Raw genomic sequence first — 26,407 nt, 5'->3', positions numbered from 1 at the left:
GAATCATCCGGCTCTTCCATGGACTCCTCCGGCCGACCGATCTAGCGTCTGGCGGCGGCGCGATGGCATACGCATTGTCAACAGAACGGAAGAGAACGGAGGAATTCCGGATGTTCCGAAGAACGCTGAACTGCGCCGTGGTCCCCGCCCTCATCGTCTTCACCGCGATGTACGGGATCTCCCCGGCCCAGGCCGAGGAGATACCCCAGGCCCCCGGCCACCGCCTGGTCAGCCACTACGAGGGCGCCCCCGCGGCCGCCGTCCCGCTGCCCGGCGAAGCGCCGCCCCAGCACCCCTTCCTCGCGCCCAACGGCCGCAGCGGCATGCACTCCGACGCGGGGGGCAGCGCCACCTCGCCCTGGTCCGGGCCGCTCGGCAGGAACCCGCGGGTGACCAGCGAGAAGATCGCGGCCCTCGGCGGCGAGTGCGCCACCGCCACCTTCGACGCGGGCGGCCGGCTGGTCACGGTGTGCGGCACCTTCACCGGCTTCAAGGTCAAGCTCCTCGACCCCCGCACGCTGGCCACGCTCGCGGAACACCGGCTCCCGCAGCGCTCCTCGACGGTCGAGGCGATCACCTCCCTCGATTTCTCGAAGATCTTCAAGGACACCTCGGGCGGTGCCTACTTCTATCTCGACGACCAGAACCGGGCCGTGCTGGCCGACTCCCGCCAGCACATCCTGCGCCTCTCGCACACGCAGAACCCGGACGGCAGCTGGAAATTCGCCGTCGACGACGACTGGGACCTCACCGGCCAGGTCCCGCACGACTGCGTCACCTGGACCAACCTGCGGCCCAGCGGCACCTGCGATCCCGTCACCTCCGTGATGCCCGACTGGAACGGCCGCATCTGGTGGGTCACCCGCCAGGGCCGCGTGGGCACCGTGGATCCGCAGACCGCGCAGATCCGTTCCGTCCGGCTTGAGGGCGAGGAGATCCAGAACTCCTTCTCGGTGGCCGAGGACGGTGTGTCGATCGTCTCCGACCACGCCCTCTACAGCTTCCGCGCCGCCCCCGACGGCACCCCCGAAGTGCAGTGGCGCCAGACGTACGACCGCGGTACGGGGACCAAGCCCGGCTCCGTGAACCAGGGTTCGGGCACCACCCCGGATCTCTTCGGCAACGGATACGTCGCCATCACCGACAACGCCGACGACCGGATGAACGTCCTGGTCTACCGGCGGGGCGCGGACGTCCCGGCCGACCGGCGGCTGGTCTGCAAGGTCCCGGTGTTCGGCAGCGGCGCCTCGACCACCGACAACTCCCTGATCACCTGGGGGAACAGCATCGTCGTCGAGAACAACTACGGCTACGAGAACCTCACCAGCCTGCTGCTCGGAAAGTCGGTCGTCGGCGGTGTCAGCCGGATCGATGTCCGCGCCGACGGCAGCGGCTGCGACATCGTGTGGCAGAGCGCGATCCGCTCACCCTCCGTCGTTCCGAAGCTCTCCACCGGGAACGGGCTGCTCTACTTCTACGAGAAGGAACCCAATGCCTGCGGGATTGACGCCTGGTACCTCACCGCGGTGGACTTCCGTACCGGTGAGCGCCGCTGGCGGCAGCTGACCGGCACCGGGCCCCTGTACGACAACAACTGGGCGCCGATCACCCTCGGCCCGGACGGCACCGCGTACGCCGGCGTCTTCAACGGCATCGTCGCGGTGCGCGACGGCGGCTGACGCCGGGAGCCTCCGCGGGGCCGGCCGGCACGCGATCCGTGCCGGCCGGCCCCGCCGGGCCCGCATCTCGCATCGCGTATCAGGGCTCGGGCCGGCCCGGCGGCTCGGGCTGCCACAGCGGGTGTTCGCGGTCGGCCCACGCGCGGCCGACGGAACCCGTGCGCAGTCCGCGCCGCGCCTCGGGGTCGGCCAGGGCCTTGCCGATGTGCGCGGCGACCACGAGGCCGACGGCAAGGGCCAGCCAGTCGTGGACGAAGGTGGCGGCCGTGCGCCGGACGAGCGGGACGAGACCGGTCCACCACATGAGCACGCCGGTGCCCGCCATCACGAGCACCGCACCGGCCAGCCAGCCCGCGTAGACCTTCTGCCCGGCGTTGAACTTCCCCGCGGGCCGCGTCGTCGTCCGGTCCCGCCGCAGGGCGGCCCGCAGCCAGACCCGGTCGTGCGGCCCGAACCGGCCCAGGCGCCGCAGATCGGCGCGGAAGGCCCGCGAGGCGAGCCCCAGCAGGAACGGCGCGCCGAGCAGCAGCCCGGACCAGACGTGCACGGTGACGACGAAGTGCCGACGGCCGACGAGCTCGGCGAGCGGCGGCAGGTACAGGCAGGCCGCCGATACGACGCACAGACCCATCAGCGCGGCGGTGGCACGGTGGATCCACCGCTCGGAGCGGCTGAAGCGCAGGATCCGCCCAGGGTGTGTGGTGCGTTCCGCTGCCTGATCAGACCGTGGGGGCATCGTCGCGTCCGTTCGACCGGCCGACCCAGGCGTCGACGTCGTATCCGAGGTCTTCCCAGTAGCCGGGTTCGACGGCACGGGTGAGGGTGATGCCGGAGAGCCACTTCGCAGACTTGTAGAAGTACATGGGGGCGACGTACAGCCGGACGGGACCCCCGTGGGAGTGGGCCAGCGGCTTGTCCTGCATGCGCAGCGCCACCATGACGTCGTCCCGGCGGGCCTGGGGGAGCGTGAGGCTCTCGGTGTACGTTCCGTCGAAGCAGCTGAAGCGGATGGCCCGGGCCTCCGGGTGCACCCCGGCGGCGTCCAGCAGCCGTGCCAGGGGTACTCCCTCGAAGGGGGTGCCGGGAACCCGCCAGCCGGTGACGCACTGCACGTCCCGTACGACCCGGGTCTGCGGGAGCCGCTGCAGTGCGTCGAGGGTGTACTCCATGGGCCGCTCGACCAGGCCGTCGACGGTGAGCCGGTAGTTCTCGGGGCCGCGCTCGGGGACGGAGGAGGCCACCGAGTAGTAGCGGAACCCGCCGCCGTTCGGCAGCAGGCCCGTGAGGCCGGTGGGGTCCTTGACGGCGGCCGCGCCGAGGAAGGTCTCGAAGCCGCCCTGGAGAGAGGGGGCGGCGGCCAGTCCGGCCGCGCCGAGCCCGACCATGCCGAGGACCAGGCGGCGGCCGATCGGGGTGCCTTGGAGGTCGGGGTCCGGTTGCCGTGGTGGGGGTGCGGGTGCGGGGCTCACGGGCCGATTCGACCACCGGCGGCGTCCCGGCACCAGGGCCGGCGGGTGTCCGTCAGATTTCCGTCACACCTTGCCCGGCGGACAGGGGCGGCTCTTGTGGGTGACCTGTAGGGTGCCCGTTGATCAAATCCGGTCATCGGATCGTCATCCAATGGAAGCGGCAACCACGGTATGAGTGCGTCGAGAGCCATCGGACACCCCGGGCCGAGGGCCGGGCAGGGCAGCGGCGCCCGCCTGGCCGCCCTGGACGGCGTCCGGATCGTTGCCGCGCTGGCCGTCCTCTGCTACCACTACCTGGCCCTGGACAGCGGCTGGGGAGAACCGGCCACCACCGTCTTCCCCGTCGCGAGCGCCTGCGCCGCCTACGGCTGGCTCGGCGTCGAGATCTTCTTCGCCGTCAGCGGGTTCGTCATCTGCATGAGCGCCTGGGGACGCGGAGTGGGCGAGTTCGCCGCCTCCCGCATCTCCCGTCTCTTCCCGGCCTATTGGGCGGCCGTCCTCTTCACGGCCGGTGTCCTGTTCGCCTGGCCGGAGGTGCGCGGGGTCAAGGCGTTCAGCGATGTCGTGGTGAACCTGTCGATGCTCCAGGGCGGCATCAAGGTGCCGCACATCGACGACGCGTACTGGACCCTCTTCGTCGAGCTGAAGTTCTACGCCCTGTTCGCGCTGGTCGTCCTGCGCGGCGTCACCTACCGCAACTGCGTGCTCTTCTGCACGGTCTGGACCGTGGCCGGCGTGGTGGCACCCACCGCCGACAGCGGTGTGCTGTCCTTCTTCGCGATCCCGACGTTCTCGCCGTACTTCATCGCGGGAATCGCCTTCCACCTGATGCGCCGCTTCGGGCCCAATGCCGTCCTGTGGGGCATCGTGGGCCTCCAGTTCGTCCTCGCGCAGAGCTACGTCCACGGCCGCATGATCAGCAACCTGGGACGCAGCGCCGCCGCACAGACGCCGGTCTGGCCGGCCCACACCGTCATCGCCTGCGGGTTCCTCGTCATGGCGGGGATAGCCCTCGGCGCCTTCGACCGCGTCCGGTGGCGCTGGCTGCGGCACGCGGGAGCGGTCACCTATCCGCTGTACCTGATCCACATGATGGCCGGGCTGACGGTCATCCACCACTTCCGCCACGACGTGCGGCCCGTCCCCCTCGTCCTGGGCGTGACCGCGCTCATGGTGGCGCTCGCCTGGCTCATACACCGGCTGATAGAGCGACCCTTGGGCCGCCTCCTGCGCACCTGTCTGGGCCGCGCCGTGCAGGACATCCGCCGGAACACCGCGTACCCGGCAGAGGTCCCCGCGGTCCCGGCCCAGCCGCCGGCGCCCGAGGCGGAGCGCATCCGTACGACCCGCGGCTGAACCGCCTGCCGGTGGATCCGGGGCGGCGCTACGCCTTCCAGAAGAAGACCGCCGTCATCCGCTTCTGCTCCAGGGTCTGGCCCCAGTAGCCGGTGGCGCTGTGGATCAGGTTCGCGGAGTAGAGCAGCAGCCGGTTGGCGCGGTGGGGGACCCGTACGTCCTCGGTGAAGGAGTCGGGGGAGACGAAGCGGGTGCCCAGCGCGTCGACCAGGTTGTTGTGGGGCGCGATCACCTGGTTGCCGCCGAGGGCGCCGCCGGGCAGGCTCTGGCGGTAGAAACTCGTCCCGCAGTCCTTCGGCACCTCCGGGTTGAGGTAGAGCACGGCGGCGTAGCGGCAGAGCGTGCGCGAATCGGTGTGCGGGCGCGGCTCCGACTCGCCCTCTCCGACGACCTGGACACAGTTGTGGTTGAACGTGCCGCCGCCCGCCGCCCGTTCGGCCCAGATCTTCGGTGCGCCGGTCGACTTGCGCACCAGCCGCTCCACCAAGGCCAGTTCGTCGGGCTCCAGACCCGGCATGGCGCGCAGCCCCGGCCAGCTCTCGGGCTTGTGCGGATAGCCCTCGGTCCAGTCTTCCTTGGCCAGGCAGCGCTCCCGCACGGCATCGGGATCCGGCAGTACGTCGTCCAGTACCCAGTAGTCGCGCCCACGGGTCGGCTTGCGGTACGGGAGGACCGGGAGGGGAGGAGGCAGGGGCATGGGAGGGACCGTAGCCACCGGGCCCGGTGCGGCTCGCTCCGGAGGGAGTCAACGTTCCGTCAAGTGTTCGCCATGGGTTGCGGGACCGCGGCGGACACGCCTCGGGGCGCCCACCGCCGGTCGGGCCGGATGGTTGACTGGCCGCATGCCGCTCGAAAACTACGGAGTGCTGTCCGGAACGCTGCACCGTTGTTTCCGCGACCGGCCCGACGACCAGGGCCGTTGGTTCCACGTCCACCTGGAGGTCGACACGCCCGCGGGCCGCTACGCGTGCGCCGTCGACGTGGACGGCAAGCACTCCGCGACCGGCGTCCAGTGGAAGGTCCTCACCCTGCACGCCTCGGTGCTCGACCCGGTCGCCTCGCCGACGCCCGGCTACCACGACCTCGCCCGGACGTCCGGATCGGGCGCGCTCGACTACCTGCGCCACCCTGCGCTCGCGGACCGCCCCGGCTGCCTCCTCGGCGGCCACCCGCCGCAGTGGATCCAGCGGATCCTGGACAGGCTGAATCCGCCCGAGCCCTGGGTGTCGGGCTCCTGCCTGGAGGCCTCGCAGGCGCTGGAGCCGATCCTGGTCCCGGGCCGGCCGGTCCTGATCTTCGGCGCGCCCTTCGACGAGGGGCTCGGCATGCACGACATCCACCAGAACCAGGGTGATCCGTACGGCAGCCAGTGGTGGCCGGACAACGGCACCTGGCAGGACGGGGCCACGCTGACCCGGCGCCCGGACGGCCTCTTCGACGTGTTCGTCTCCAGGTTCTCCACGCAACGGGAACCCACCGACGCCGACGGCCACCCGGTCTAGGAAGTGGTCCTTACGCGTGCCGCGGGCGGCGGACCGCCACCGCCGCGCAGGCTGCCGCGAGCGGCAGTTCCGCGCACACTGCCAGCGCGACGGCCGTCGCCTGGGCGCTGCCCGCAGCCGTGGTCGTCACGTCGAACCAGGCGTCCATCGCCAGCAGCGCGGCCGTGGCGGCGGCCAGTGGCGCCGCGCGGGGATCGTGTCGTTTCAACAGCAGGCCCGTACCGCACAAGCCGGCGGCCAGCATGGCGTCCAGCCCGATCCAGGCGGTGGACCAGTTGGAGACCTCCGCGGTCTGCGGCAGGGTCTTCGCCAGCACCAGCATCCACGGCAGCAGGGCCGTCCCGGCGCCGGTGAGCAGCGTCGCCAGCCGGGGCGAGCGGCGGGTCCGGAAGCGCGGGGCGACGAGAGTCATGGCGGTGGAGCTCCTTCCGGCCCCGGCGGTCCGTCCCCCGGGTACGGTGACCACTCTGGCCGTGCGGAGGACCGGAATCAGTAGCGGCACTGTCCGAACCGGGGGTGGCACTGGCTACACCCCCGAGCGGGCATCAGGGGGGTGGATCGGCCCCCGACCAGTGCGATTACCGTACTGACATGGGACTTTCCGGGGCGCTGAGGCGTACCACCAGCTGGATCGCCGACCACGCGCCCTGGTCGGCGTGGGCCTGGCGCACCACCGTCTTCACCGTATCCGCGATCCCGATGGCCCTGCCCGCCGCAGCCGCGGTCACGTTCATGGCTGTGGCCCCGGGCGGCGCCCTGGTCGCGCTGCTCGTGATGCTGCTCCTGAGTCCGCTGCTCACCCTGCTACAACGCAGCCGGTTCCGGGAGCTGGTGGAGCTGGAGATACCCGCCGTCGGGTACGCACACCGGCCGCTGCGCCCGCGCGGGCTCCTCGAACGGCTGCGCTCCGAGTCGACCTGGCGGCAGTACGGATACCACCTGCTGGTCAGCCCGCTCGCCGGGGCCGGCGGGGCGCTGATCGTCCTGGCCTGGGCGTACGGGGTCGCCGGGACCACCGTCTACGCCTGGGCGTGGCTGCTGCCCGTAGAGGACCGCAGCCTGGGCTGGACCCAGGGCTTCGACGCCGCCACCGTGCTCGGCTGCCTGCTGCTCCTGGCCACCCCCTGGCTCGCCGCCGCCCTGGCCCGGCTCGACACCTTCGCCGCGGCCGCCCTCCTCGGGCCCAACCGGGCCAAGGAGCTGGAGCGCCGCGTCGAGGACCTCGCCGAGAGCCGGGCCGGCGTCCTCGACGCCGCGGACCTCGAACGCCGCAGGATCGAACGGGACTTGCACGACGGCGCCCAGCAGCGCCTGGTCTCCCTCGCCATGAACCTCGGCATCGCCCGCGCCACGCTCACCGATCTGCCACCCGAGGCGAAGGCGGTGATCGACGAGGCCCACCGCGAGGCCAAGGAGGCCATCGAGGAGCTCAACAGCCTGGTACGCGGCCTGCATCCGGCGGTCCTGGAGGACCGGGGACTCGACGCGGCCCTCTCCGGCATCGCCGCCCGGGCGCCGCTGCCCGTCGAACTGACCGTGGAGCTGTCGCACCGGCCCGGCCCCACCGTCGAGGCCGTCGCCTACTTCGTCGTCTCCGAAGCCCTCGCCAACGTCGCCAAACACGCCAAGGCCTCCCGCTGCCGAGTGGAGGTGCGCCGGGACGCCGACCTGCTGCGCATCACCGTCACCGACGACGGCGTGGGCGGCGCGGATCCGGCCGGGGGCACCGGACTGGTGGGCCTGCGCAAACGCGTAGGGTCGGTCGACGGAACCATTCTGATCAACAGCCCCCTCGGGGGCCCGACCGTCGTGACTGTGGAGCTGCCGTGCGGGCTGTGATCGCCGAGGATTCGGTGCTGCTGAGAATAGGCCTGGTCAAGGTCCTGGAAATGGCCGGCTTCGAGGTGGCCGCCGAGACGGGGGACGCCGAGGCCCTGCTCGCCGCCGTCGCCGCACACGAGCCGGACCTCGCCCTGGTCGACGTCCGCATGCCGCCCGGCTTCACCGACGAGGGCGTGCGGGCCGCCCTGATGATCCGCCAACAATGGCCCGGGACCTCGGTCCTGATGCTCTCGCAGTACGTCGAGGAGCGCTACGCCGTCGATCTGCTGGCCGGTCGGACCGGGGGCATCGGGTACCTGCTCAAGCAGCGGGTAGCCGACGTCGAGGAGTTCATCGACGCCCTCAAGCGGGTCGCGGCCGGAGGCACCGCACTCGACCCGCAGGTCGTCTCGCAGCTGCTGCTGCGCCGCGGCGGGGGCGTCGACCCGCTGGAGCGGCTGACCCCGCGCGAGCGGGACGTGCTCGCACTGATGGCCGAAGGGCGCTCCAACGCGGGGATCGCGGACGGGCTCGTCATCAGCGAGAGCGCCGTCGCCAAGCACATCAACAACATCCTCGCCAAGCTCGACCTGCCGCAGGCCGACGGCGACCACCGGCGGGTCCTCGCGGTCCTGCGCTTCCTGGACGGCGCCTCGTGAGCGGGGGCGGCCGGGGCCGCCCGCAGCGGGTGGCCTGGATCGTGGCCGCGGTCCTGAGCGCCCTGCTCGTCGTCGCCCCGGCCGCCTGGCAGGTCTGGGCGTACACGTCCACCGAGAGCGGGACGCTGAGCGGGGACAGCGGCGAACGGCGGGTGTCCGCCGTGGAGATCGACGCGGGCAGCGCCGACGTACACGTCAGCCCCCGCTCCGACCGGCAGGTGACCTACCAGGCCGCGGTGCGCTGGTCGGCGGCCGCCCCGAGGATCGAGGAGAGCTGGCTCGGCGACACCGTGAAGCTGACGCCGCGCTGTCCGGCGGTCGGCGCCCTCGTGGAAGCCGGTATCGGCTGCTCGGTCGATCTGGCCGTCACCGTGCCCGCCGACGTCCCGGTGAAGGTGACCGCGGGTTCCGGCACGGCCGTGATCAGCGGACTCGGCGGCGCCGTCGACGCCGAGGTCGGTGCCGGGGTGCTCCGGCTGAACGCGCTGCGCGGACCGCTGCGGGCGAGCATCGGCTCCGGCTCGCTCGAAGCCTCCGGGCTCACCTCGCCGCAGGCGGACATCAGGGCCGGTGCGGGCTCGGCCGTCGCCGGCTTCGTCGCCCCGCCGGAACGGGTCACCGCACGGGCGGGCGCGGGCCGGCTCCGGCTCACCGTGCCGACGGCCACCCGCTTCCGGGTCACGGCCAAGGCCGGAGCGGGCCGTTGTGACGTCGCGGCCGGGCTGGCCGATCCCGCAGCGCCGGGCCGGCTGGACATCTCGGCGGACTCGGGCCACGCGGAGGCGGGCTACTCGGAGCCGGGCGACTGAGAACGGACCCTACGGCCGGACGTAGGCGGCGAGGACGTATCCGCCCGCCTCGACGCTGTCGCACAGGGCGCGGCACTCACCGAAGAGCTCGCCGAACTCGGGCCTCTGCTGCCATGCGCCCATGGCCTCCGGGTCCCGCCAGGACGCGAAGGAGACGAAATGCCCGGGGTCGGCCGTGTCGCGGACCAGCCTGGCCGAGAGGAACCCGTTGCTCGCCGCATTGGTCCAGGTCAGGAAGGCGGTCCAGCGTTCGATGAACTCGTCCTCCCGGCCCTGCGACACGTGCCAGTTCCCCGAGCTCCAGTACCTGTCGTTCTCGGACATGGCCCACCACCTCGACGCGCGGCCCCTCCACCAGGCTAGCCGCCTACTCGCGGGTCACCTCGGACCGCAGCCCCCGGGCCCGCGCCCGGGGGCTGCGCGGGCGGCCACGGCGGGTGCCGTGACCGCCGGGGCGGTCAGGCGCCGGGCGGTACCCGGGAGGGCCGGCCCCTGCCGCGGGTGACGGAGTACCCGAAGATCCCGGCGAGGGCGCCGAGCAGCCCGCCCGCGGCGGTCCAGACCCAGCGGTCGGACCAGCGGCCACCGGACCAGCCGCCTTCCGGCTCGCCGACGGCCGCCGGCTGCTTGGCCGAACTCCCGGAGCCCGCCTGCGCGGTCTTGCCGATGCCGGGTACGAGCGGCGCCGCGAGGGCCCCGTCCACCGCGAAGGCGCCTCCCGTGTCCCTGGTGGCGGCCTCGACCTCGGCGCGTACCGGCAGACCGAGGTCTTCCTCCGCCACTGCGACGACCGTCAGCCGGACGTAGTAGCTGCCGGGCAGCGGGTCGTTGGCCCAGGGCTCCGCTCCGGGGCGGACGGTGCGCAGGGTGCAGGACAGCTCGACCGAGTCGGCCTCCTTGGCCGCCGCGGCCTGCTGCGCGCCGTACGTGCACGCCTGGCGGCGGCGCAGCCCGTCGTAGACGTCGAGCTGCCAGGTCGAGGCACCGTGCCGGTTCGCCGCCGGAGGCAGCTTCACCGTGGCCTTGACCGTGGCCCGCTGCCCGGAGTCCAGCGGGACCACCCAGTAGAGGTAGTCACCGGTGGACGCTTCGGCCGTGGCCCGCTGGCCGGGCCGGATCGCCGTGGCGGTACGGAAGGCCGTGCCCGCCTCGGTCGGCCCGGACGCCTTGCCGCCAGGGCTCGCGCTCGCGCTCGCGGCCGGGGTGTCCGCGGCGGCCGCGCCGGCCAGGCCGAGCACACCCCCGACGGAGAGGGCCGCGGCCGTCAGTATGCGTACGGTACGCATCAGTTCGTCCTCCAGACCGAGATTCGCCAGCGGGAGATCCAGCCCCACAGCAGACCGGTGACGAGACCGGCGAGCACCAGCACGCCGAGCAGCCACCAGCCGCGGCCGAGGCCGAACGCCGCCGCGTCGGACGCGTCGTCGGGCCCGTCGACCAGGTCGATGGTGAGCTCGACGGGCAGGCCCGGCGTGGTCTTCACCGAGGCGGGTGCCGAGAAGGAGTTGCTGACCTGGAGGCAGACGGTCTCCGCCGCCTGCTTGCCGTCGCCGTCCGCTCCGTCGTCGTCGAGCTCGGCCTTCGGGTAGCGCAGACCGGTCGAGAGCAGGTCGGTGCGTCCGTCGCCCGCCTCCGAGCCGCGGACGATCTCCCGTCCGTGCACGGTCGTCGCCCGCAGCATGACTCCGTAGTCGTTGTTGACGGCCCGGTCGGCGGCGATGCTCACCGAAGCGCGCAGCTCCTGGCCGGGCTTGACGTCCACCCGGTACCAGCGGTGCTCGCCGAACGTCTCGCGGTCGGTGTACAGGCCCGCGCCGAGCTGCGGGGCGCCTGCGCACTGCTTGGCTCCCTCGGTGGCCACCGGGGTGACGACCGGCGTGGCCGCACGATCCACCAGCTGCTTGACGCGGCCGGAGAGTTCGGCGGTGTGCTGCACCGAGGTGTAGGTGCCGCCGGTGGCCTCGGCGATGCAGACCAGCTGGTTGCGCGTCTTGGCGTCCGGGACGAGCCCGAGCGTGTCGATGACCAGGTGGATGCCCTGGGCCGCGATGTCGCGCGCCACCTCGCACGGGTCGAGCGGGGCGCAGGTGTCCTCGCCGTCGGTGATGAGCACGATCCGCCGGGTGGCGTTCCCGCCCTTGAGGTCCTCGGCCGCGCCCAGCAGGGCCGGCCCGATCGGTGTCCAGCCGGTGGGGGCCAGGGTGGCCACCGCCGTCTTCGCCTCGGTCCGGTCGAGCTTGCCGACCGGGTAGAGCTGCTTGGTGTCCTTGCAGCCGAGCTGGCGGTCCTCACCGGGATAGGTGGCCCCCAGGGTGCGTATCCCGAGCTGCACCTCGTCCGGTGTGGCGTCCAGTACCTCGTTGAACGCCTGCTTCGCCGCGGCCATCCGGGACTTGCCGTCGATGTCGGTCGCCCGCATCGAGCCGCTGACGTCGAGGACCAGCTCGACCTTGGGGGACTCCTTCGCCACCGGTTCGCCGGCGGCGGCATTCGCCGGGAAGAGCCCGACCGCCAGAGTGGCCAACAGGCCGCAGGCCCCGGCCGCCACCCATTTTCTTGTGATCATCGCCGGATCGTATTGAGGATCGACCGCCAAGCCAAACCGTTGGAGATGAAAACGGTTCCCGACGACCTTGCCCCGTGCGGCGGCCCGCCACGGCATCCGCTGCGGCCCGCGGCATCGGCGACTACCCTGGGCAAGGGGGACGATGCGCAGCGCCCGCCGGAGGCGACCACATGAGACGACGCCATCACTTCCACATCGATCATGCGGGGCACTCCGTCAGCGCCACCGTCGAGACCGGCCGCCACGTCGAGGTGGAGATCCTGGTCGACGGCAAGGAGACCGGCCACGGCACCACGCACCACGACCGGCCCGTCACCGTGCAGGTGGAGCTGCCGACCCGGCCGCCGACACCGGTGTCCGTCCGCACGACACCCGGGCCCGGCGTCCCCCGCTGCGTCCTCGAAGCCCCGGACGCCGCCCCCCAGGTCATGTCCCCGCGCCCCTACTGAAACGCGGCCGGGCGGCACTCACCCCGGCCGCGAGACCGTGGTGCGTGCCGCCCGGAACGGGACCGGACGGGCGTCAGCCCGCCTGGAGCGTGACGTCGTCCACGACGAAGGAGGTCTGGAGGGACTGGTCCTCCACGCCCTGGAACTTCAGGGTGACGGTCTGGCCGGCGAACCGGGACACGTCGTAGCTCTTGAGCACGTAGCCCGGGGCCGCGTCCAGGTTGGACAGCGTCTCCAGGGTCTGGCCGCCCACCGAGACGGTGAACCGGTCATAGACCACGTTCTCGTCCTCGTCGGTGTCGATGTGGAGGTAGAAGGAGAGCCGCGCCGTGGCGCAGTCGGCGGGGAGGGTGAGCGACTGCGAGGCGCTGTCCGTGTGCGAGGCGCCGTAGCCGTCCAGCCATGCCATGTACGAGCCGCTGTGCGAGGCCTGGCCGGACTGGTTGGTGACGACCCCGGCGGTGGCGGTCCACGGGCTGCTGCCGCTCTCGAAGCCGCCGTTGACGACGACCTGGCGCGGGGTGCACGTGCCCCCGCCGCCGACGGTGAGGGTGTAGGTCGTGCTGTGGCCGACCGTGCCCGTGCCGGTGACGGTCAGGGTGTAGGTGCCCGGCGTGGTGCCCGCGCCGACCTGCGCGGTGAGCGTCGAGGAGCTGCCGGACTGCACGGAGGCCGGGCTGAGCGTCGCGGTCACGCCGGACGGGGCGCCGGAGACCGACAGGGCGACCGTCTGCGGGCTGCCGCTCACGGTGGTGGTGTTCACCGTCGAGGTGACGCTGCCGCCCGGGGCGGCGGAGCCCGCGGCGGGCGAGGTGCTGATCGAGAAGTCCTGTGCCGGGGTGTCGCCGCCGACGGCCTGCTTCCAGATCGTGTAGGCGACGCCGTCGGCGCTGCGGTCCAGGACCGTCGCGTTGATGTTGTTCGCCGTGTCGCAGGAGCTGTGGTAGCAGGAGTCGTACGCCGCGTTCGCGGTGCCGCCCCACTTGGTGGCCTGCGCCGAGGTCTTGCGGGCGCTGGCGCCGGCCGCGTAGCCGGAGGTGGGGATGCCCCCCTGCTGGAAGGAGTAGTCGTCACTGCGGCCCTGGCCCTCGGTGTTCTCCTCGGGAGCGAGGTTCAGCGAGGTCCAGTACGCCTTCAGCGGCGCGGCGGTGGTGGAGTTCAGGTTGTTGATGAAGTAGCCGCCGTTGGGCGAGCCGACCATGTCGAAGTTGTAGTAGCCCTTGATGGCGGCCTTGTCGGTGCTGCTGAGCCGGCCCACGTAGAACTCGGAGCCGTTCAGCCCCTGCTCCTCATCGGTCCACCAGGCGAAGCGCACGTGCTTGGTCAGGGTGGGGTTCTTCTGCGCGAGGACCAGCGCGTTCTCCAGCAGGGTCGCGGAGCCCGAGCCGTTGTCGTTGATGCCGGGGCCCGCGGAGACGCTGTCGAGGTGGGCGCCGAACATGACGGTCTGATCTGCCGGGCCGCCGGGCCAGTCCGCGATCAGGTTGTCGGACGGGTAGGTGCAGGAGGTGCAGTTCTGCTCGGTGACGGTGAAGCCGGCCGCCTGCAGCTTGCCCTTGATGTACGCCACGGACTGCGTGTACCCGGCGCTGCCGGCCCGGCGGTTGCCGCCGTTCTGCGAGGCGATGGTGTTCAGCTGGGTCAGATGCGCCTGGACGTTGGCCACGTTGATGTTCGGGGGGTCGTTCTGGGGCGGGGTGCCGCCGACGTTGAGCGCGTAGTCGACGGTGTGCGCGAGGCTCGGGCCCTGCCCCTTGACCGTGACCGTGGAGGAACCCGGCGCCGCGTTGGACGTGGCGGAGAGGGTCAGCGTCGAGGACTGGCCTGACTGCACGGTGGCCGGGCTGAAGGAGGCGGTCACGCCGGACGGCAGGCCGGTGGCCGTGAGGGTCACCTGCTGCGCTTGGCCGGTTGTGGTGCTGGTGGTCACGGTGGTGGTGACCGAGGCGCCCTGCTGGACGGTGCCCGACGACGGGTTCAGCGCCATCGAGAAGTCGTCGTTCTGGCCGCTCGGGGTGCAGGTCGGGTCACCGGACTGGGCGGGCACGCTGATGGCGTCCCAGGCGGCCTTGGTCTTGTTGAACAGGTTGCAGGCGGCCGGGTCGAGCGACTTGGCGGAGCTGAGGGTCGCCGTCCGGTACTTCTTGTAGGACATGCTGCTGGTCTTGAGCAGCATGCCGCCGTAGAAGATCTTGCCGGCGGTCTGCACGCCCACGCCGGTGACCGCGGACTGGTTGCAGGTGGGGCTGTTCGGCTTGCCGCCGCCCGGGTTGCTGCCCTCGGCCAGCAGGTAGAACCAGTGGTTCAGGGGCCCGGCCGCCGCGTGCACCTCGGTGCCCGGTATCGCCGAGCTGTAGCAGGCCGGGTCGTTGTCGACGGCCGGCGGGTTGTACATGTTCCGGATCGGACCGTTGCCCGTGAGGTTGATCATCTCGCCGACCGTGTAGTCCGGAGTGTCGTACGGGGCCGGCTCGTTGGCGTACGCCTCGGTGAGCGCGCCGAAGATGTCGCCGGTGCCCTCGCCGAGCCCTGCCTCCTGGCCGCTGGTGCCGCCGGGGGTGTTGGAGTCGATGGCGTGCCCGTACTCGTGGCCCACGACGTCGATCCCGGCGATCCACTCGTTGGCGCTGTTGTGCCCGATGGTGACCGAGCTGCCGTCCCAGTAGGCGTTGAGGTCGGAGAGGCCCACGTTGCCGGGGAAGCTGCGGCCGTTGCCGCTGACCCCGTTGCGGCCCAGCCACTGGCTCAGCATGTCCCACTGCTTCTGGGCGGCGAACATGAGGTCCGTGCAGCCGGTTTCCTTGGATGTCGCGTTGCCCGTGCCCCAGGAGTCCGAGGACTTCGTGAACACGCTGCCGGTGCTGTAGTCGGCGCAGCTCAGTCCGGGCCGGTTCGGGTCCTTCAGCGTGTACGAGCCGCCCGACGCGGTGGTGTCGATGGTGAGCGGGTTCGGGCCGTTCCACTTGCTGTTGCCGCTGCCGGCCACGACCTCGTCGTGGCGGTCGACGACCTTCCCGGTGCGGGCGTCCACGAACACGTGGAGCTTGCTGGGCGCGGTCTTGGTGCTGCCGGCGAGGACGGTCTCCCAGGCCAGGACCTGTTTGTCGTCCTTGATCTTGACGACGAGCCGGCTGTCGAGCACCTTGTCGACCTTCGCCAGCTCCGCACGCGAGGTGGCCTCCGCCGCCTTGGCGGTGACGGAGGGGGTGGTCGCCACGTCGATCGCGGTGGAGGAGGCCGACTGGACGGCGCGGACGTGCCCCGTGCCGTCGGCGAGGACGACCGCGTCGCCGCCGACGACCGGCAGGCCGCGGTAGCTGCGCTCGTAGGAGACGGAGTACAGGTCCTGCAGCCAGGGGGTGACCTGGCGCCGGTCGTACTGCTGCTGGGGCGAGTTGACCAGGGTGTCGAGACCGCTGCGGACCGCCGCGTCGGCGGCGGCGACGGCGCGCTCGGCGGACGAGGCCTGCGGAGACGGTGCAGGCTGGGCCTGCGGTGAGGCGGACGCGGTGCCGGCCAGGGTGCCGGCGAGGCTCGCGGCCAGGGCCATGGCCGCGACGGAAGCCATCCATCTGGTGGGCTGCAAGAGTCCACTCCGATCGTGTGTGGGGGGTGCGGCTGGCTGTTCGCGCCGAGTATGGGCGTGGACATGGCGAGATTGGGACATCTCTGCGCGCATAAGACCCGCGTTATGGTGCGGTGGGGTCACGCTGCGTAAGCTGCCGGAATGCAGCTGGAGTTGAGACATCTGCAAGCCGTGTGCCAGATAGCGGAGTCCGGCAGTCTGGGCGGCGCGGCCCGCCGGCTGGGGGTCTCCCAGCCGGCGCTCTCCGCGCAGCTCCGCAGGATCGAGCGGGTCACCGGCGGCGAGCTCTTCGTCCGCGGCCGGCACGGGGTGGAACCCACTCCGCTGGGCCAGTTCGTCCTGGCCAAGGCGCGCCGTGTGCTCACCGAGATGGAGACCCTCGGCGCCGAGACCCGCGCCATGGCGACCGACGCGCCGCTGCGGCTCGGCTGCATCCTGCTCGTCCTGATCGACGGCCTGCTCACGCGGACGGACCTGACCGTGTCCGGGCGGGAGATCACCGTGGACGTGGAGCACTCGGTGACCGCGCTGGTACGGATGCTCGGCGCGGGCCGCTACGACGTCGTCGTGTACGGCGAGGTGAACGACCACGAGGTCGCGCTGCCCCCAGGGACCCTGGCTCGGACCCTGGTGCCCAAGGAACCGTTCTGCATCCGGATGTCCGCACGGCACCCCCTCGCGGACCGGGAGGTGCTGGACCTGGCCGATCTGGCCGACGAGCAGTGGATGACCCTGGTGGAGGATGACGACGGCGGCCCCGAGGCCCTGGTCGAGGCCTGCGCGAAGGCCGGATTCGTCCCCTCCCTGCGCCACCGGATCACCGACCGCAAGATGCGCCACGACCTGGTGGCGGCGGGCCGCGCCATCTCTCTCACCCAGCCCACGGCACCCGCGGTCGAGGGCACCGTGATGCGCCCGCTGCTCGGCACCCCCATCACGGGCCGCATCCGCCTCGCCTGGAACCGCTCGACGGTCTCCGCCGGACAGGCGGACGCCCTCTACTGCGCGGCGGCCGGCGCGTACCTGGCCAACGTGGACAACAACCCCTTCCACCGCACGTGGTGGAACGCCCACCCGGAGGCCCACCCGGTCCTCGGGTGAGAACGCAGTGTTCCGTGCGGCGGCCGGCGCCACCGTTGGGGTGATCCCGTACGGGCGGTCCGGCTGCCGCAGGCTTCCCGCGCCCCGGGTGCCGTACGGTCCCCGTGTGACCGAGGCGAACGACGTGACGGACGTGACCGCGAGCGGAGGGCCGGGCGCCCTGCGCGTCCTCGTCCTCGCGGGGTCCTCCCGGGAAGGCTCCGTGAACGCCCGGCTGGCCGCCCTCGTGGCGGGACAGGTCGAGCGGTCCGGTGCCGTCGCGGACCTCGCGCGGATCCGCGACTTCGAGATGCCGGCCTACGACGGGGACGTCGAGGCCGGCGAGGGGCCGCCGCCCGGGGCGGCGGACCTGCGCGAGCGGCTGATCGCGGCGCAGGCCCTGGTCATCGCCTCGCCCGAGTACAACGCCTCGGTGCCCGGCGTGCTCAAGAACGCCATCGACTGGGTCTCCCGGTTCCGGCCGCAGCCGTTCAAGGACAAGCAGACGCTGCTCGCCTCGGCCTCGCCGTCGATGGTCGGCGGCAACCGCGGTCTCTGGGCCCTGCGCATCCCGCTCGAACACCTCGGCGCGCGCGTGTACCCCGACATGTTCAGCCTCGCCATGGCGCACTCCGCCTTCCGCGAGGACGGCGGGCTGGCCGACGAGGGCCTGCGCGAACGGCTGGCCGCCACCGTGGACTCCTTCCTGGCGCTGGCCGAGGCGGACACCCGCTACCTGTGCCTCCAGCGCCGCTGGTACGAGTTCCTCGGCGACGAGAGCAGCGCCCCGGTCACCCAGCGCGCGGAGGACTGAGGACGGCCTTCAGGTGGGGATGCGGCCGGAAAGCGGCAGGATCCGCTCGCCGTGGACGAGGCCCGCGACGTGGTCGGCGACCATGTCGAGGATCGCCGCCGCGCCGGTGCCGTCGCCGAGCACGAGGAAGTTCAGGGTCAGCCCGTCCGTCATCGCCGCCAGATAGCGGGCCAGCACCGGGACGGGGACGCGGAGCTCGAACTCCATGCCGAGCCGGACCTGCTCGATGAGCTCGGCGTACGTCGCGCAGTACAGCTCGTGCTGGCGCCGCGCCAGGTGCTCGAAACCCGGCTCGCGCAGGGCGTACTGCGTGAGCTCGTACGTGAGCATGTGCTCGGCCGGGTGGGCGCAGACGTGGTCCCAGTAGGCCTGGAAGCCGGCCCGGACGGTCTCCAGGAGGGTGGTGCGCGGCCGGATCGCCTCCTTCACCACCGTCAGGTAGTGCTCGGTGATCGTCTCGATGACGGATTCGAGCAGCGCCTGCTTGGAGTCGAAGCAGTAGTGGAAGACGCTCAGTGACACGCCCGCCTCGGCGGCGATGGACCGGGTCGTCGTCCTGGGGACGCCGTCGCGGGCCATCGCGCGGATCGCGGCCTCGGTCAGCTGCCGGCGCCGCTGCGCCAACGGCATGCGTGCCATGCGGATTCGGTTCCCTTCGTTCGAGTACCGCACCGGGCGGACGGGCGGATTCGCGGACGGCCGGGGACAGCCGTGGCCGGGGCCGGCCGGATCGAACGAGCCGATCCGGCCGGGCCCCGGCCACGGGACGCCGCCTCGGTGCCGTCAGCTGCTGTAGACGCCGACCTCGTACAGGGAGTACCCCCACTGCGTGCCGCGCCCCACTCCGTGGACGCGGACGTAGCGGGCGGGTACGCCGGCGAACTGCGCCGTGTCCAGGCCGCCGTCACCCGACGTCGTGGACCACACCGTCTGCCAGTTCGCGTCGTCCGAGGAGACCTCGATCCGGTACGACCTACCGTACGCGCGCTCCCAGTCGAGGGTGACGCGCTTCACGAGGGCCGGGGACCCGAGGTCGATCCGGAGCCACTGGTCGTCGTTCCACTCGCTGGCCCAGCGGGTGCCGTGGTCACCGTCCACGGCCCGGCCGGGGGAGTAGTTGACGAACGGGTTCCACCACTCCGCCGAGGAGGCGGAAGCGGCGGCGCCGGCGGCCAGGTTCACCCCGGACTTGTGCTTCTCGGAGGACCCCCAGGTCGTCAGGTAGGACTCGGCGCCCTTCATCATGTCGTCCACCACGTCCTGGCCGCCGGTGACCCTGATGTCCTCCAACCAGTCCGGCACCAGGCCGTACTGGGCACCGCCGTCGGTGTTGATGTCCCAGGTGCGCTCGCCGGTGACCTGCCGGTCGAGCACCGAACCGCCGTCCGCACTGCGGAAGGGGTAGCGGACCGGGTTCGCCGCGTTCGCGCCGCGCGGGGCCGGCCAGCCGCCGACGCCGTTCATGTCTGTGCCGACGCCGTACCCGACGTGGTACTTGTCGCGCAGCGCCTTGGTGCGGCGCGCCTCGGCGGTGAAGCCCTCGGAGCCGTTCATGTACTGGCCGATGAAGCCGCCGAGCTTGTAGAGCCGCTCGGTCCAGGCCATGTCCATCCAGCTGTGCGAGGAGATGACGCCCGGGTAGCTCTCCGACTCCATGATGTCGAGGGACCGGCTCGCGGCCTTCACGCTCATGTGGTCGAGTTCGAGCATCATCTTGCGCTTCATCATCCCGCGCAGGGCGTACTCGCCGAGGTCGGTCAGACCGCGGGAGTTGCACTGCGCGCTGGCCGCGTACCCGGGCAGCGAGACGCCCTCGGGCAGCATCTTCACGGCTTCCGGCGCGGCGGCGGCGTTCAGGCCGATGGGGTTGTCGTGCTGCGGGCCGGTGCACTCCTCGGTCTTCCAGAAGGTGCCGGTCGACAGGAACTGGCCGACGTTGATGGCCACCCCGAGCGCGCCGGAGTCGAAGCGCACCCCGCACAGGGCGTTGTCGAACTTGTGGCACAGGAACATGCTGCGCACGCCGAGCCCGTAGAGCTCGTCGAGGCCGCGGTCGATGTCCGCCTTGCTGCACTGCGCGATGTCGAGGATCTGCTTGCAGCCGAAGGGCTCGGAGGTCTCGACGCCGAGCACGACGGCGAGCTTGCCCTGCTTGATGACCTCGCGGGCCTGCGCGGAGTCGGTGACGATGCGGAACCAGCCCTTGCCCGGGCCGCCGTACATCTTGTCGATGTAGTCCTGCATCTCGTACGTCTTGCGCGCCTCCAGGCGGATGGCGGTCATCTCGTCGCAGCTGCGGTCCTTGAAGAAGTAGACCGAGCAGATGACCCCGTTGGTCACGAGGTCGTTGACGAGGACGCGCTGGCCGCCGCGCCAGGCCCGCTCGACCCAGGCGTAGTACGTCTGCGTGTGGGTCAGCGAGTCATGGGCGGGCCAGTCCTTGAAGGTGGGCCAGCCGACGGGGTCGTGCTTGCCGTCGCCCCCCTTGGTGATCATGTCGAAGACGGCGAGGGAGCCGTCGGGGTAGTGCTCGGGGCAGTCCTTGAGGGCGTCGGCGATGCCGTCCTGGGAGAACGGCTTGCCGCAGATGAGGCGGCCGCCGAAACCCTCGTTGGACATCAGGTGGACGTGGTCGTCGACGAAGCCGCGCACCTTGCCGTTCGCATCGGTGCCCTTGAACGGCTCGCCCGTGACGTTGATCTGCGAGTCGGGCGCGGGGCGGGCGGTGGGGTTCCACCACCCGGCGTCGCCGTCGGCGGCCGCGCCGGGCGCGGGGCCGAGGGCCATGGCCACCATGGCGAGGAGTAAGGCGAGCAGCGCGAGGGGCCTGCGCCGGCTGTGCGGGGCTCGGGTCATGGTCATCACTCACGTCATCGGTCGGCGGAAGGCGCGGTCGAGGACGCAGACGGTCCGAGAGGCCGGTGAATTGTCATGTCCCGCGCAGGCATTGCGACGAGAATCGCGACTGGTGCGAACAGAGTCAATAGTCCGGGACAAGTGACCTGATGGAATGTCAGACCCAGGGCGGGCGGGTGCCGGGCACGCGCGGGCCCTGGTGACGGCCGGCGCCGTCACCAGGGCTCCTGCGGGTTCCCGGCCGCTACTCGCCGCCCTCGCCGAGGACCGCCGCGACGCCCTGCGCGAGGCACGGGATCCGGTGCGCCGGGATTCCCGCGATGTTGATCCGCCCCGCCGTCGTCCCGTAGATGGCGAACGTGCTGCGCAGCCGCAGCATCTGGGGCGGTGTGAGCGGCAGCATCGAGAACATCCCCTTCTGCCGAGCCAGCACATCGGCCTGCGCGTCCCACCCGAGGGCGGTCAGTTCGGCAGCCAGCCCGCGACGGTTGGCCTCGATCCGGCTCCGCATCCCGTCCAGCTCGGCGCTCCACAGGGCCCGCAGCCCGTCGTCCTCAAGGATTGCCGCCACCACCGCGGCGCCGTGCTCCGGAGGCATGGAGTAGAGGGTGCGGGCCGCGTTCTGCAGAGCGGTCTCCACGTGCCGCAGCGACTGCCGCGACGCCCCGAGCACGACGGCGCAGCCGGTCCTGTCGCTGTACAGCCCGAAATTCTTCGAACAGCTGATGGCGACGAGCATCTCCGGCACCCGCTCCGCGAGCAGCCGCGTGGCCGCCAGATCGGCTTCCAGCCCGTCGCCGAGTCCGTGGTACGCGAGGTCCACGAACGGCACCCATCCGCTTCGCGCGGCGAGCTCGGCCACGGCCTCCCAGGCCTGCGCGGACGGGTCGACCCCGGTGGGGTTGTGGCAGCAGCCCTGGAGCAGCACGACGTCGTCGCGCCGCGCCTCCCCGAGGTCGCGCAGCAGGCCCTCCGTGTCGAAACCGCCCTCGGCGTCGAGCCAGCCGTACGTGCGCACGGTCAGCCCGGCGGCCTCCAGGATGGGCCGGTGGTTGACGTACGCGGGGTCGCTGATCCACACCGTCGTGCCCGGCCGGGTGCGGCAGATCAGATCGGCCAGCAGGCGCAGCGCGCCGCTGCCCGCGACCGTCTGGACGGCCACGGCGCGCTCGGCCGCCCCGCCTGAGCCCAAGACCATCGACAGCATCGCCCGGTTGAACGCGGTGTTGCCGGAGAGCCCCCGGTACTCCTTGGAGGCGGAGCGCTCCGCCAGCCGTATCTCGGCCTCTCGCACGGCCGCCATGACCGGGGTGCCGCCCGTCTGGTCGCGGTAGACGCCGAGGACGAGGTTCAGGCGCTCGGGCCGGGCGTCGGCGCCGTAAGCCTCGGTCAGGTCCCACAGCGGGTCGACGGGGGGCGGGAGGAGGAGCTCAAGCATGGGCGGGAACCTCGGGCTGGGTGCGGATGCGGGGGCGCCGGTTGGCGAGGGCGACGCCCGCGGTGATGAGGGGGACGCCGACGAGCACGGCCACGGTCGGCGACTCGTCGAGCAGCGGGATGGCGAGCAGGACCACCACGACCGGGCTGAGGCTGCCGACGGTGGAGCTGCGCTCCGCGCCGAGGCTGCGGATGGCGAAGGCGTAGAGCAGGCCGGCGCACAGGCCGACCCCCAGCCCCTGCACCACCAGGAACAGGGCGATGTCGCTCCCTGCCGCCGACGCCAGGCCGGTGGGCAGCACCCCGGTCAGGACCAGGAGCGCCATCACCGCGAACGAGGGCAGGCACAGCAGGCCGATCGAGCCGACGGGATCGAGGTCCACCTCCTTCAGCCCGACCGTGTACAGGGCCCACAGTCCGCTGGCGACCAGGAGGATGCCGGCGCCGGCCAGTACCTGCGTGTTCAGCGGGACGACGTAGCGCCACACCAGGGCGACCACGCCGACCGCGATCAGGCCGAGCCCGGCAGCCTGTGTGCCCCGGGGGGCGCCCCGGCCGCCGGCGACCATGAGCGCGGAGACGAACAGCGGGACCATCCCGGGGACGATCGAGCCGACGAACGCCGCCGAGGTCAGAGAGCCGCCGTACATCGCGGCCAGGAAGAACGGCACCCCCGCCCCGCACGCGATCTTGAGCGCGGCGGCCGGGCGCACGGCGGCGATCCGCCGGCGCCGCCGCCACAGCGCGGGCGCCAGGACGAGGAGCGGGACGCCGAAGCGCAGCAGGGCAGCGTCGGCGGGCAGCAGGGAGGAGGTGCTCAGGGCCCGGGCGCTGAGCGCGAAGGCGGCCCAGATCAGTACGGTCACCACCAGCGCGAGGGTGCCCCGTGCCTGCGGGGAGAGGCTCGTGCGGCCCGTGCCGGGGGCCGGCGCGGGCGCTGTCACGGGCCCGGCATTCGTGGTGACCAAGGGGGCTCCTCCAGCCTCGGGGGCCGGATCCGGCCATGGGGCAACGCTAGATCTTCTGCCGGGGCAGCCGATTGCCAGTTCTGCCCCTCGGGCATACGTTTGAGGCAGAATCTGCCAAGGAGTGGTGATGGACGCAGTCGATCTGCAGATCATCCGTGAGTTGCAGGCCGACGGACGGCTGTCGAACCAGGACCTCGCCGACCGGGTGCGGCTGTCCCCGTCGCCGTGCCTGCGCCGGGTGCGGCGCCTGGAGGAGGCCGGCCTGATCCGCGGCTACACGGCGATGGTCGACCAGGTCGCCTTCGGCCTGCCGATCACCGTCTTCGTCCGGATACGCCTGGACCGCCACACGAAGGAGGCGGTCGGTGTCTTCGAGGAACACGTCGCGGTCATCGAGCACATCCAGGACTGCTACCTGATGGCCGGAAGCAGCGACTACCTGCTCCGGGTGGTCATCGAGAGCCTGGAGGCGTACGAGGCGCTGGTCCGCCACCGCATCCACGCCATCCCCGGCATCGCCTCGATCGAGTCGAGCTTCGCGTTCGGCAGCGTGAAGCAGTCCAGGGTCTACCCCCGTCCCGCGTGAAGACGCCCGCTCGCACTCGTCAATTCCCCTGGCTCAGCCCGTGGCCGCCCGCGTTCTGCGCGCCGCCAGCTTCCCCAGCTCCCAGAGCAGCAGGAACACCACGGCGGCCAGCAGCGCCCACCCGAACTCGCGGAGGTTGATCTCCGCCGTGCCCAGGATGCGGCGGAACGCGTCCATCTGGGTCACCAGCACGGCCAGGAAGAACTCGGACAGCGCGGCCACGTTCATCGTCTTGCTGTCGAACGTGGTCGTCGTCAGCACCGACTCCGTCTCGCTGCGGCATTCGAACGCCGCCACGATCAGGCAGAGCGAGAAGGCGGTGAACGCCATCGAACTGCCGATGTGCACACTGCCGAAGCGGATGTCGCCGAGTCCGATCAGACCGAGCAGCATCACGGTGAGGAGCAGGCCCGAGAGGCACACCGTGACCAGCAGCGGGCGGGTCAGGACCGACTCGCCCCGGGGGCGCGGCTTGCGCCGCATCAGCCCCGGGCTCGCCTGGTCGAAGCCGAGCGCGAAGCCGAACGGGGCGTTGACCACGAAGTGGATCCACAGCACCTGCGGCGGCGGGAACGGCTCACCGGCGGCGATGTTGAAGATCGTGGCGCCTAGAAAGGTCAGCACGAACGTGACCAGGAGCAGCAGTACGAAGCGGATGTACTTCGTGAGGTTGTCGTAGAGCTTGCGCCCCTCCTCCACGGCGAACACGATCGTGGCGAAGTTGTCGTCGGAGAGGATCATCCGGCTGGCGTTCTTCGCCACGTCCGTGCCGCTGCCCATCGCGATGCCGATGTCGGCTGCCTTGATCGCCGGTGCGTCGTTGACGCCGTCACCGGTCATGGCGACGACGTCACCCTTCTTCTTCAGCGTGGCGGCGAGCAGGACCTTGTGCTCCGGCGCCACCCGCCCGACCACTCCGATGCCGTCGATCCGCGCGAGCTGCTCGTCCTCCGGCAGCGCGGCGAAGTCGGCACCGAGGACGGCTTCGCCGGGGATCCCCAGCTGACGGGCGATGGCGGCACCGGTGGTGACGTCGTCCCCGGTGACCATGCGCACCCGGATGCGGGCGTCGTGGGCGCTCGCCACGGCGGCCTTGGACTCGGCCCGCGGCGGGTCGACCATGCCCACCAGACTGGTCATCCGCAGACCGGTGACCAGCGCCAGCAGGTCGCCGTCCGGGTCGAACTCCGCAGGGTCCAGGTCCCGGGTCGCAGCCGCCATCACCCGGTGGCCCTCGCCGCCCATCCGCTCGGTCTGCTCCTGGGCGCGCCGGCTCAGCTCGCCCTCCCACGGCACCGATTCCCCCGCCGAGAGCGCACTGGAGGCACGGGCCATCACCGCGGGCGCGGCTCCCTTGACGAAGCAGCGCACGACCGCCCGCCCCGAGTCGTCCTTCGCGGCGTTGAAGGTGGCCATGAACTTGTAGTCCGGGTCGAACGGCAGCGTGGCCAGCCGCGGCAGCCGTTCCCGCGTGCCGTCGATGTCCAGTCCGGCCTTGTGGCCGAGTACGAGCAGCGCCCCCTCGGTGGGGTCGCCCACCACCGTGCCGTCCACGAGCGTGGCGTCACTGGCGACCAGGTAGGGCAGGACCGCGTCCTCGATCCCGGCGGACGAGCCCGCCGCGTGGTGGATCCGGCCTTCGAGGCGGTACCCCGTGCCCGAGACCGTGTAGCGGTCCGTCGGGGTGATGACCTCCACCGCGGTCATCTGGTTCATCGTCAGAGTGCCGGTCTTGTCGGAGTTGATCGCGGAGGTGAAGCCCAGGGTCTCGACCGAGGGCAGCTCCTTCACGATCGCGTTGCGCTTCGCCAGGTTGAGGCTTCCCACGGAGAGGATCACCTGCGTCACGGTCGGCAGCGCCTCCGGGATCGCCGCGATGGCGAGCGAGACCGCGCTGATGAACAGCGTGTCCCAGGCCTGGCCGCGGGTCCGGCCCAGCGCGAACATCACGATCATCGTCAGGCCGGCCGCACCGGCGATCCACAGGGTGAGGTTGTTCAGCTCACGGGTGAGCGGCGACTCCTCCTTGGCGGTGGCCGACAGCATCCCGGAGATCTTGCCGAGTTCGGTGTCCGCGCCGGTGCCGGTGATGACCAGAACCCCGCTGCCGTGGGTGACCGGGGTGTTCATGAAGGCCATGTTGGTCTGGTCGCCGGGCCCGAGCCGCGCGGCGGGCAGCGGGGCGGACTGCTTCGCGGCGGGCGTGCTCTCGCCCGTGAGGCTGGACTCGTCGATCTGCAGCGCGCTCGCGGCGACGATCCGCCCGTCGGCCGGCACCTGGTCACCGGCGGCGATGAGCACGACGTCACCGGGGACGAGCTCCTCGGCCGGGATCTGAGACTCGGAGCCGTCCCGGCGTACCCGTGCGGTGGCCTTCATCATCGACTTCAGCGCGTTCATCGCGCTCTCGGCCTTGCCTTCCTGGCGCAGGCCGACGACCGCGTTCAGCAAGGTCAGCAGGACCAGCAGGATCGCGGTGCTCCACTGCGCGATCGCCAGCGAGACCACGGCCGCCGCCACCAGGATGATCTGCATGTAGCTGCGGTACTGGTCCACGAAGCGCAGCAGCGCGGGCCTCGCCTCCTCCTCCGGCAGGGCGTTCGGGCCGCGCTCCGCCAGCAGCTCGGCCGCCCGCGCGGCCGGGAGCCCGATGTCGGGATCCACGCCGAGGGCGCGTGCCACCTCCTGCGGATCGCGTGCGTACCAGTCCGTCCGCTCGGGCGGCTGGGCTGCGGAGGGGTCGGGTTCGGCCGTCATCTTCTCGCTGTCT

General features: G+C 71.7%; 23 protein-coding genes. 10 read left to right on the top strand and 13 right to left on the bottom strand.

All coding sequences use genetic code 11. The annotated features are described in order from the left end of the window. Positions 1 to 167 precede the first annotated feature (167 nt). Positions 168 to 1,679 (top strand): hypothetical protein, encoded by a 1,512-nt coding sequence (locus ABTY04_RS05620; RefSeq protein ID WP_352212156.1) that lies wholly within the window; start codon positions 168 to 170, stop codon positions 1,677 to 1,679. Between the two features lie 79 nt (positions 1,680 to 1,758). Here ABTY04_RS05620 and ABTY04_RS05615 read toward each other — a convergent pair whose 3' ends face one another. Together ABTY04_RS05615 and ABTY04_RS05610 are read right to left on the bottom strand one after the other, a co-directional pair. Further along, positions 1,759 to 2,415, bottom strand: a complete 657-nt coding sequence (locus ABTY04_RS05615) for a cytochrome b/b6 domain-containing protein (protein ID WP_352212025.1) — start codon at positions 2,413 to 2,415, stop codon at positions 1,759 to 1,761. Further along, positions 2,399 to 3,064: a molybdopterin-dependent oxidoreductase gene (locus ABTY04_RS05610; protein ID WP_352212155.1), complete on the bottom strand. Its 666-nt coding sequence runs from the start codon at positions 3,062 to 3,064 to the stop codon at positions 2,399 to 2,401. Before ABTY04_RS05610 ends, ABTY04_RS05615 begins: the two co-directional genes overlap by 17 nt. 255 nt (positions 3,065 to 3,319) lie before the next feature. On the opposite strand from ABTY04_RS05610, the gene ABTY04_RS05605 reads away from it, so the two are divergent. Continuing rightward, positions 3,320 to 4,504 (top strand): acyltransferase family protein, encoded by a 1,185-nt coding sequence (locus ABTY04_RS05605; RefSeq protein WP_352212024.1) that lies wholly within the window; start codon positions 3,320 to 3,322, stop codon positions 4,502 to 4,504. Between the two features lie 28 nt (positions 4,505 to 4,532). Here the strand turns inward: ABTY04_RS05605 and ABTY04_RS05600 are convergent, their stop codons facing one another. Further along, positions 4,533 to 5,201 carry a DUF6445 family protein gene (locus ABTY04_RS05600; RefSeq protein ID WP_352212023.1) on the bottom strand — a complete coding sequence of 223 codons (669 nt, stop codon included), beginning with the start codon at positions 5,199 to 5,201 and terminating at the stop codon, positions 4,533 to 4,535. Between the two features lie 145 nt (positions 5,202 to 5,346). Here ABTY04_RS05600 and ABTY04_RS05595 point away from each other — a divergent pair, with 145 nt between their 5' ends. Beyond that, the gene (locus ABTY04_RS05595; protein WP_352212022.1) at positions 5,347 to 6,006 is read left to right on the top strand and encodes a DUF2278 family protein; all 660 of its coding nucleotides are present in this window, start codon (positions 5,347 to 5,349) and stop codon (positions 6,004 to 6,006) included. A gap of 10 nt (positions 6,007 to 6,016) precedes the next feature. Here ABTY04_RS05595 and ABTY04_RS05590 read toward each other — a convergent pair whose 3' ends face one another. Beyond that, entirely contained in the window at positions 6,017 to 6,418 is a 402-nt protein-coding gene (locus ABTY04_RS05590) for an LPXTG cell wall anchor domain-containing protein (RefSeq protein ID WP_352212021.1), read from the bottom strand. 179 nt (positions 6,419 to 6,597) lie between these two features. On the opposite strand from ABTY04_RS05590, the gene ABTY04_RS05585 reads away from it, so the two are divergent. Genes ABTY04_RS05585 through ABTY04_RS05575 form a run of 3 tightly spaced genes read left to right on the top strand, consistent with a single transcriptional unit; the run spans position 6,598 to position 9,295 of the window. Further along, positions 6,598 to 7,845: a sensor histidine kinase gene (locus ABTY04_RS05585; protein ID WP_352212020.1), complete on the top strand. Its 1,248-nt coding sequence runs from the start codon at positions 6,598 to 6,600 to the stop codon at positions 7,843 to 7,845. After that, a complete protein-coding gene (locus ABTY04_RS05580; protein WP_352212019.1) occupies positions 7,833 to 8,486 on the top strand; it encodes a response regulator in 654 nt (217 codons plus the stop codon). The genes ABTY04_RS05585 and ABTY04_RS05580 overlap by 13 nt, the downstream gene beginning before the upstream one ends. After that, positions 8,483 to 9,295: a DUF4097 family beta strand repeat-containing protein gene (locus ABTY04_RS05575; protein ID WP_352212018.1), complete on the top strand. Its 813-nt coding sequence runs from the start codon at positions 8,483 to 8,485 to the stop codon at positions 9,293 to 9,295. Before ABTY04_RS05580 ends, ABTY04_RS05575 begins: the two co-directional genes overlap by 4 nt. A 9-nt stretch (positions 9,296 to 9,304) precedes the next feature. Here the strand turns inward: ABTY04_RS05575 and ABTY04_RS05570 are convergent, their stop codons facing one another. The 3 genes from ABTY04_RS05570 to ABTY04_RS05560 form a co-directional block, all read right to left on the bottom strand. Beyond that, positions 9,305 to 9,619 (bottom strand): antibiotic biosynthesis monooxygenase family protein, encoded by a 315-nt coding sequence (locus ABTY04_RS05570; protein WP_352212017.1) that lies wholly within the window; start codon positions 9,617 to 9,619, stop codon positions 9,305 to 9,307. Positions 9,620 to 9,753: 134 nt separating this feature from the next. Then, positions 9,754 to 10,581: a hypothetical protein gene (locus ABTY04_RS05565; protein WP_352212016.1), complete on the bottom strand. Its 828-nt coding sequence runs from the start codon at positions 10,579 to 10,581 to the stop codon at positions 9,754 to 9,756. After that, a complete protein-coding gene (locus ABTY04_RS05560; RefSeq protein WP_352212015.1) occupies positions 10,581 to 11,861 on the bottom strand; it encodes a VWA domain-containing protein in 1,281 nt (426 codons plus the stop codon). The genes ABTY04_RS05565 and ABTY04_RS05560 overlap by 1 nt, the downstream gene beginning before the upstream one ends. Positions 11,862 to 12,031: 170 nt before the next feature. Here ABTY04_RS05560 and ABTY04_RS05555 point away from each other — a divergent pair, with 170 nt between their 5' ends. Beyond that, positions 12,032 to 12,310, top strand: a complete 279-nt coding sequence (locus ABTY04_RS05555) for a hypothetical protein (RefSeq protein WP_352212014.1) — start codon at positions 12,032 to 12,034, stop codon at positions 12,308 to 12,310. A gap of 73 nt (positions 12,311 to 12,383) precedes the next feature. Here the strand turns inward: ABTY04_RS05555 and ABTY04_RS05550 are convergent, their stop codons facing one another. Then, entirely contained in the window at positions 12,384 to 15,878 is a 3,495-nt protein-coding gene (locus ABTY04_RS05550; protein WP_352212013.1) for a M28 family peptidase, read from the bottom strand. 159 nt (positions 15,879 to 16,037) lie between these two features. Here ABTY04_RS05550 and ABTY04_RS05545 point away from each other — a divergent pair, with 159 nt between their 5' ends. Together ABTY04_RS05545 and ABTY04_RS05540 are read left to right on the top strand one after the other, a co-directional pair. Next, positions 16,038 to 16,997: a LysR family transcriptional regulator gene (locus ABTY04_RS05545; RefSeq protein WP_352212012.1), complete on the top strand. Its 960-nt coding sequence runs from the start codon at positions 16,038 to 16,040 to the stop codon at positions 16,995 to 16,997. 106 nt (positions 16,998 to 17,103) lie between these two features. Beyond that, on the top strand, positions 17,104 to 17,790 hold the full coding sequence (locus ABTY04_RS05540) for an NADPH-dependent FMN reductase (protein ID WP_352212011.1): 687 nt from the start codon (positions 17,104 to 17,106) through the stop codon (positions 17,788 to 17,790). A gap of 9 nt (positions 17,791 to 17,799) precedes the next feature. Here the strand turns inward: ABTY04_RS05540 and ABTY04_RS05535 are convergent, their stop codons facing one another. From ABTY04_RS05535 to ABTY04_RS05520, 4 genes are all read right to left on the bottom strand, one after another. Next, entirely contained in the window at positions 17,800 to 18,429 is a 630-nt protein-coding gene (locus ABTY04_RS05535; protein ID WP_352212010.1) for a TetR/AcrR family transcriptional regulator, read from the bottom strand. A 144-nt stretch (positions 18,430 to 18,573) separates the two neighbouring features. Continuing rightward, positions 18,574 to 20,646: a galactose-binding domain-containing protein gene (locus tag ABTY04_RS05530; RefSeq protein ID WP_352212154.1), complete on the bottom strand. Its 2,073-nt coding sequence runs from the start codon at positions 20,644 to 20,646 to the stop codon at positions 18,574 to 18,576. 244 nt (positions 20,647 to 20,890) lie between these two features. Further along, a complete protein-coding gene (locus ABTY04_RS05525; RefSeq protein WP_352212009.1) occupies positions 20,891 to 22,084 on the bottom strand; it encodes an amino acid aminotransferase in 1,194 nt (397 codons plus the stop codon). Then, entirely contained in the window at positions 22,077 to 23,051 is a 975-nt protein-coding gene (locus ABTY04_RS05520) for a DMT family transporter (RefSeq protein ID WP_352212008.1), read from the bottom strand. The genes ABTY04_RS05525 and ABTY04_RS05520 overlap by 8 nt, the downstream gene beginning before the upstream one ends. A gap of 127 nt (positions 23,052 to 23,178) precedes the next feature. Here ABTY04_RS05520 and ABTY04_RS05515 point away from each other — a divergent pair, with 127 nt between their 5' ends. Beyond that, positions 23,179 to 23,637, top strand: a complete 459-nt coding sequence (locus ABTY04_RS05515; protein WP_352212007.1) for an Lrp/AsnC family transcriptional regulator — start codon at positions 23,179 to 23,181, stop codon at positions 23,635 to 23,637. A gap of 33 nt (positions 23,638 to 23,670) precedes the next feature. Here the strand turns inward: ABTY04_RS05515 and ABTY04_RS05510 are convergent, their stop codons facing one another. After that, positions 23,671 to 26,394 (bottom strand): cation-translocating P-type ATPase, encoded by a 2,724-nt coding sequence (locus tag ABTY04_RS05510; protein ID WP_352212006.1) that lies wholly within the window; start codon positions 26,392 to 26,394, stop codon positions 23,671 to 23,673. Between the last annotated feature and the right edge of the window lie 13 nt (positions 26,395 to 26,407).

It is taken from the genome of Streptomyces sp. NPDC097981, from assembly GCF_040302565.1.
Classification (GTDB): Bacteria; Actinomycetota; Actinomycetes; order Streptomycetales; family Streptomycetaceae; genus Streptomyces.
This window is presented reverse-complemented; position numbering and strand designations above follow the sequence as displayed.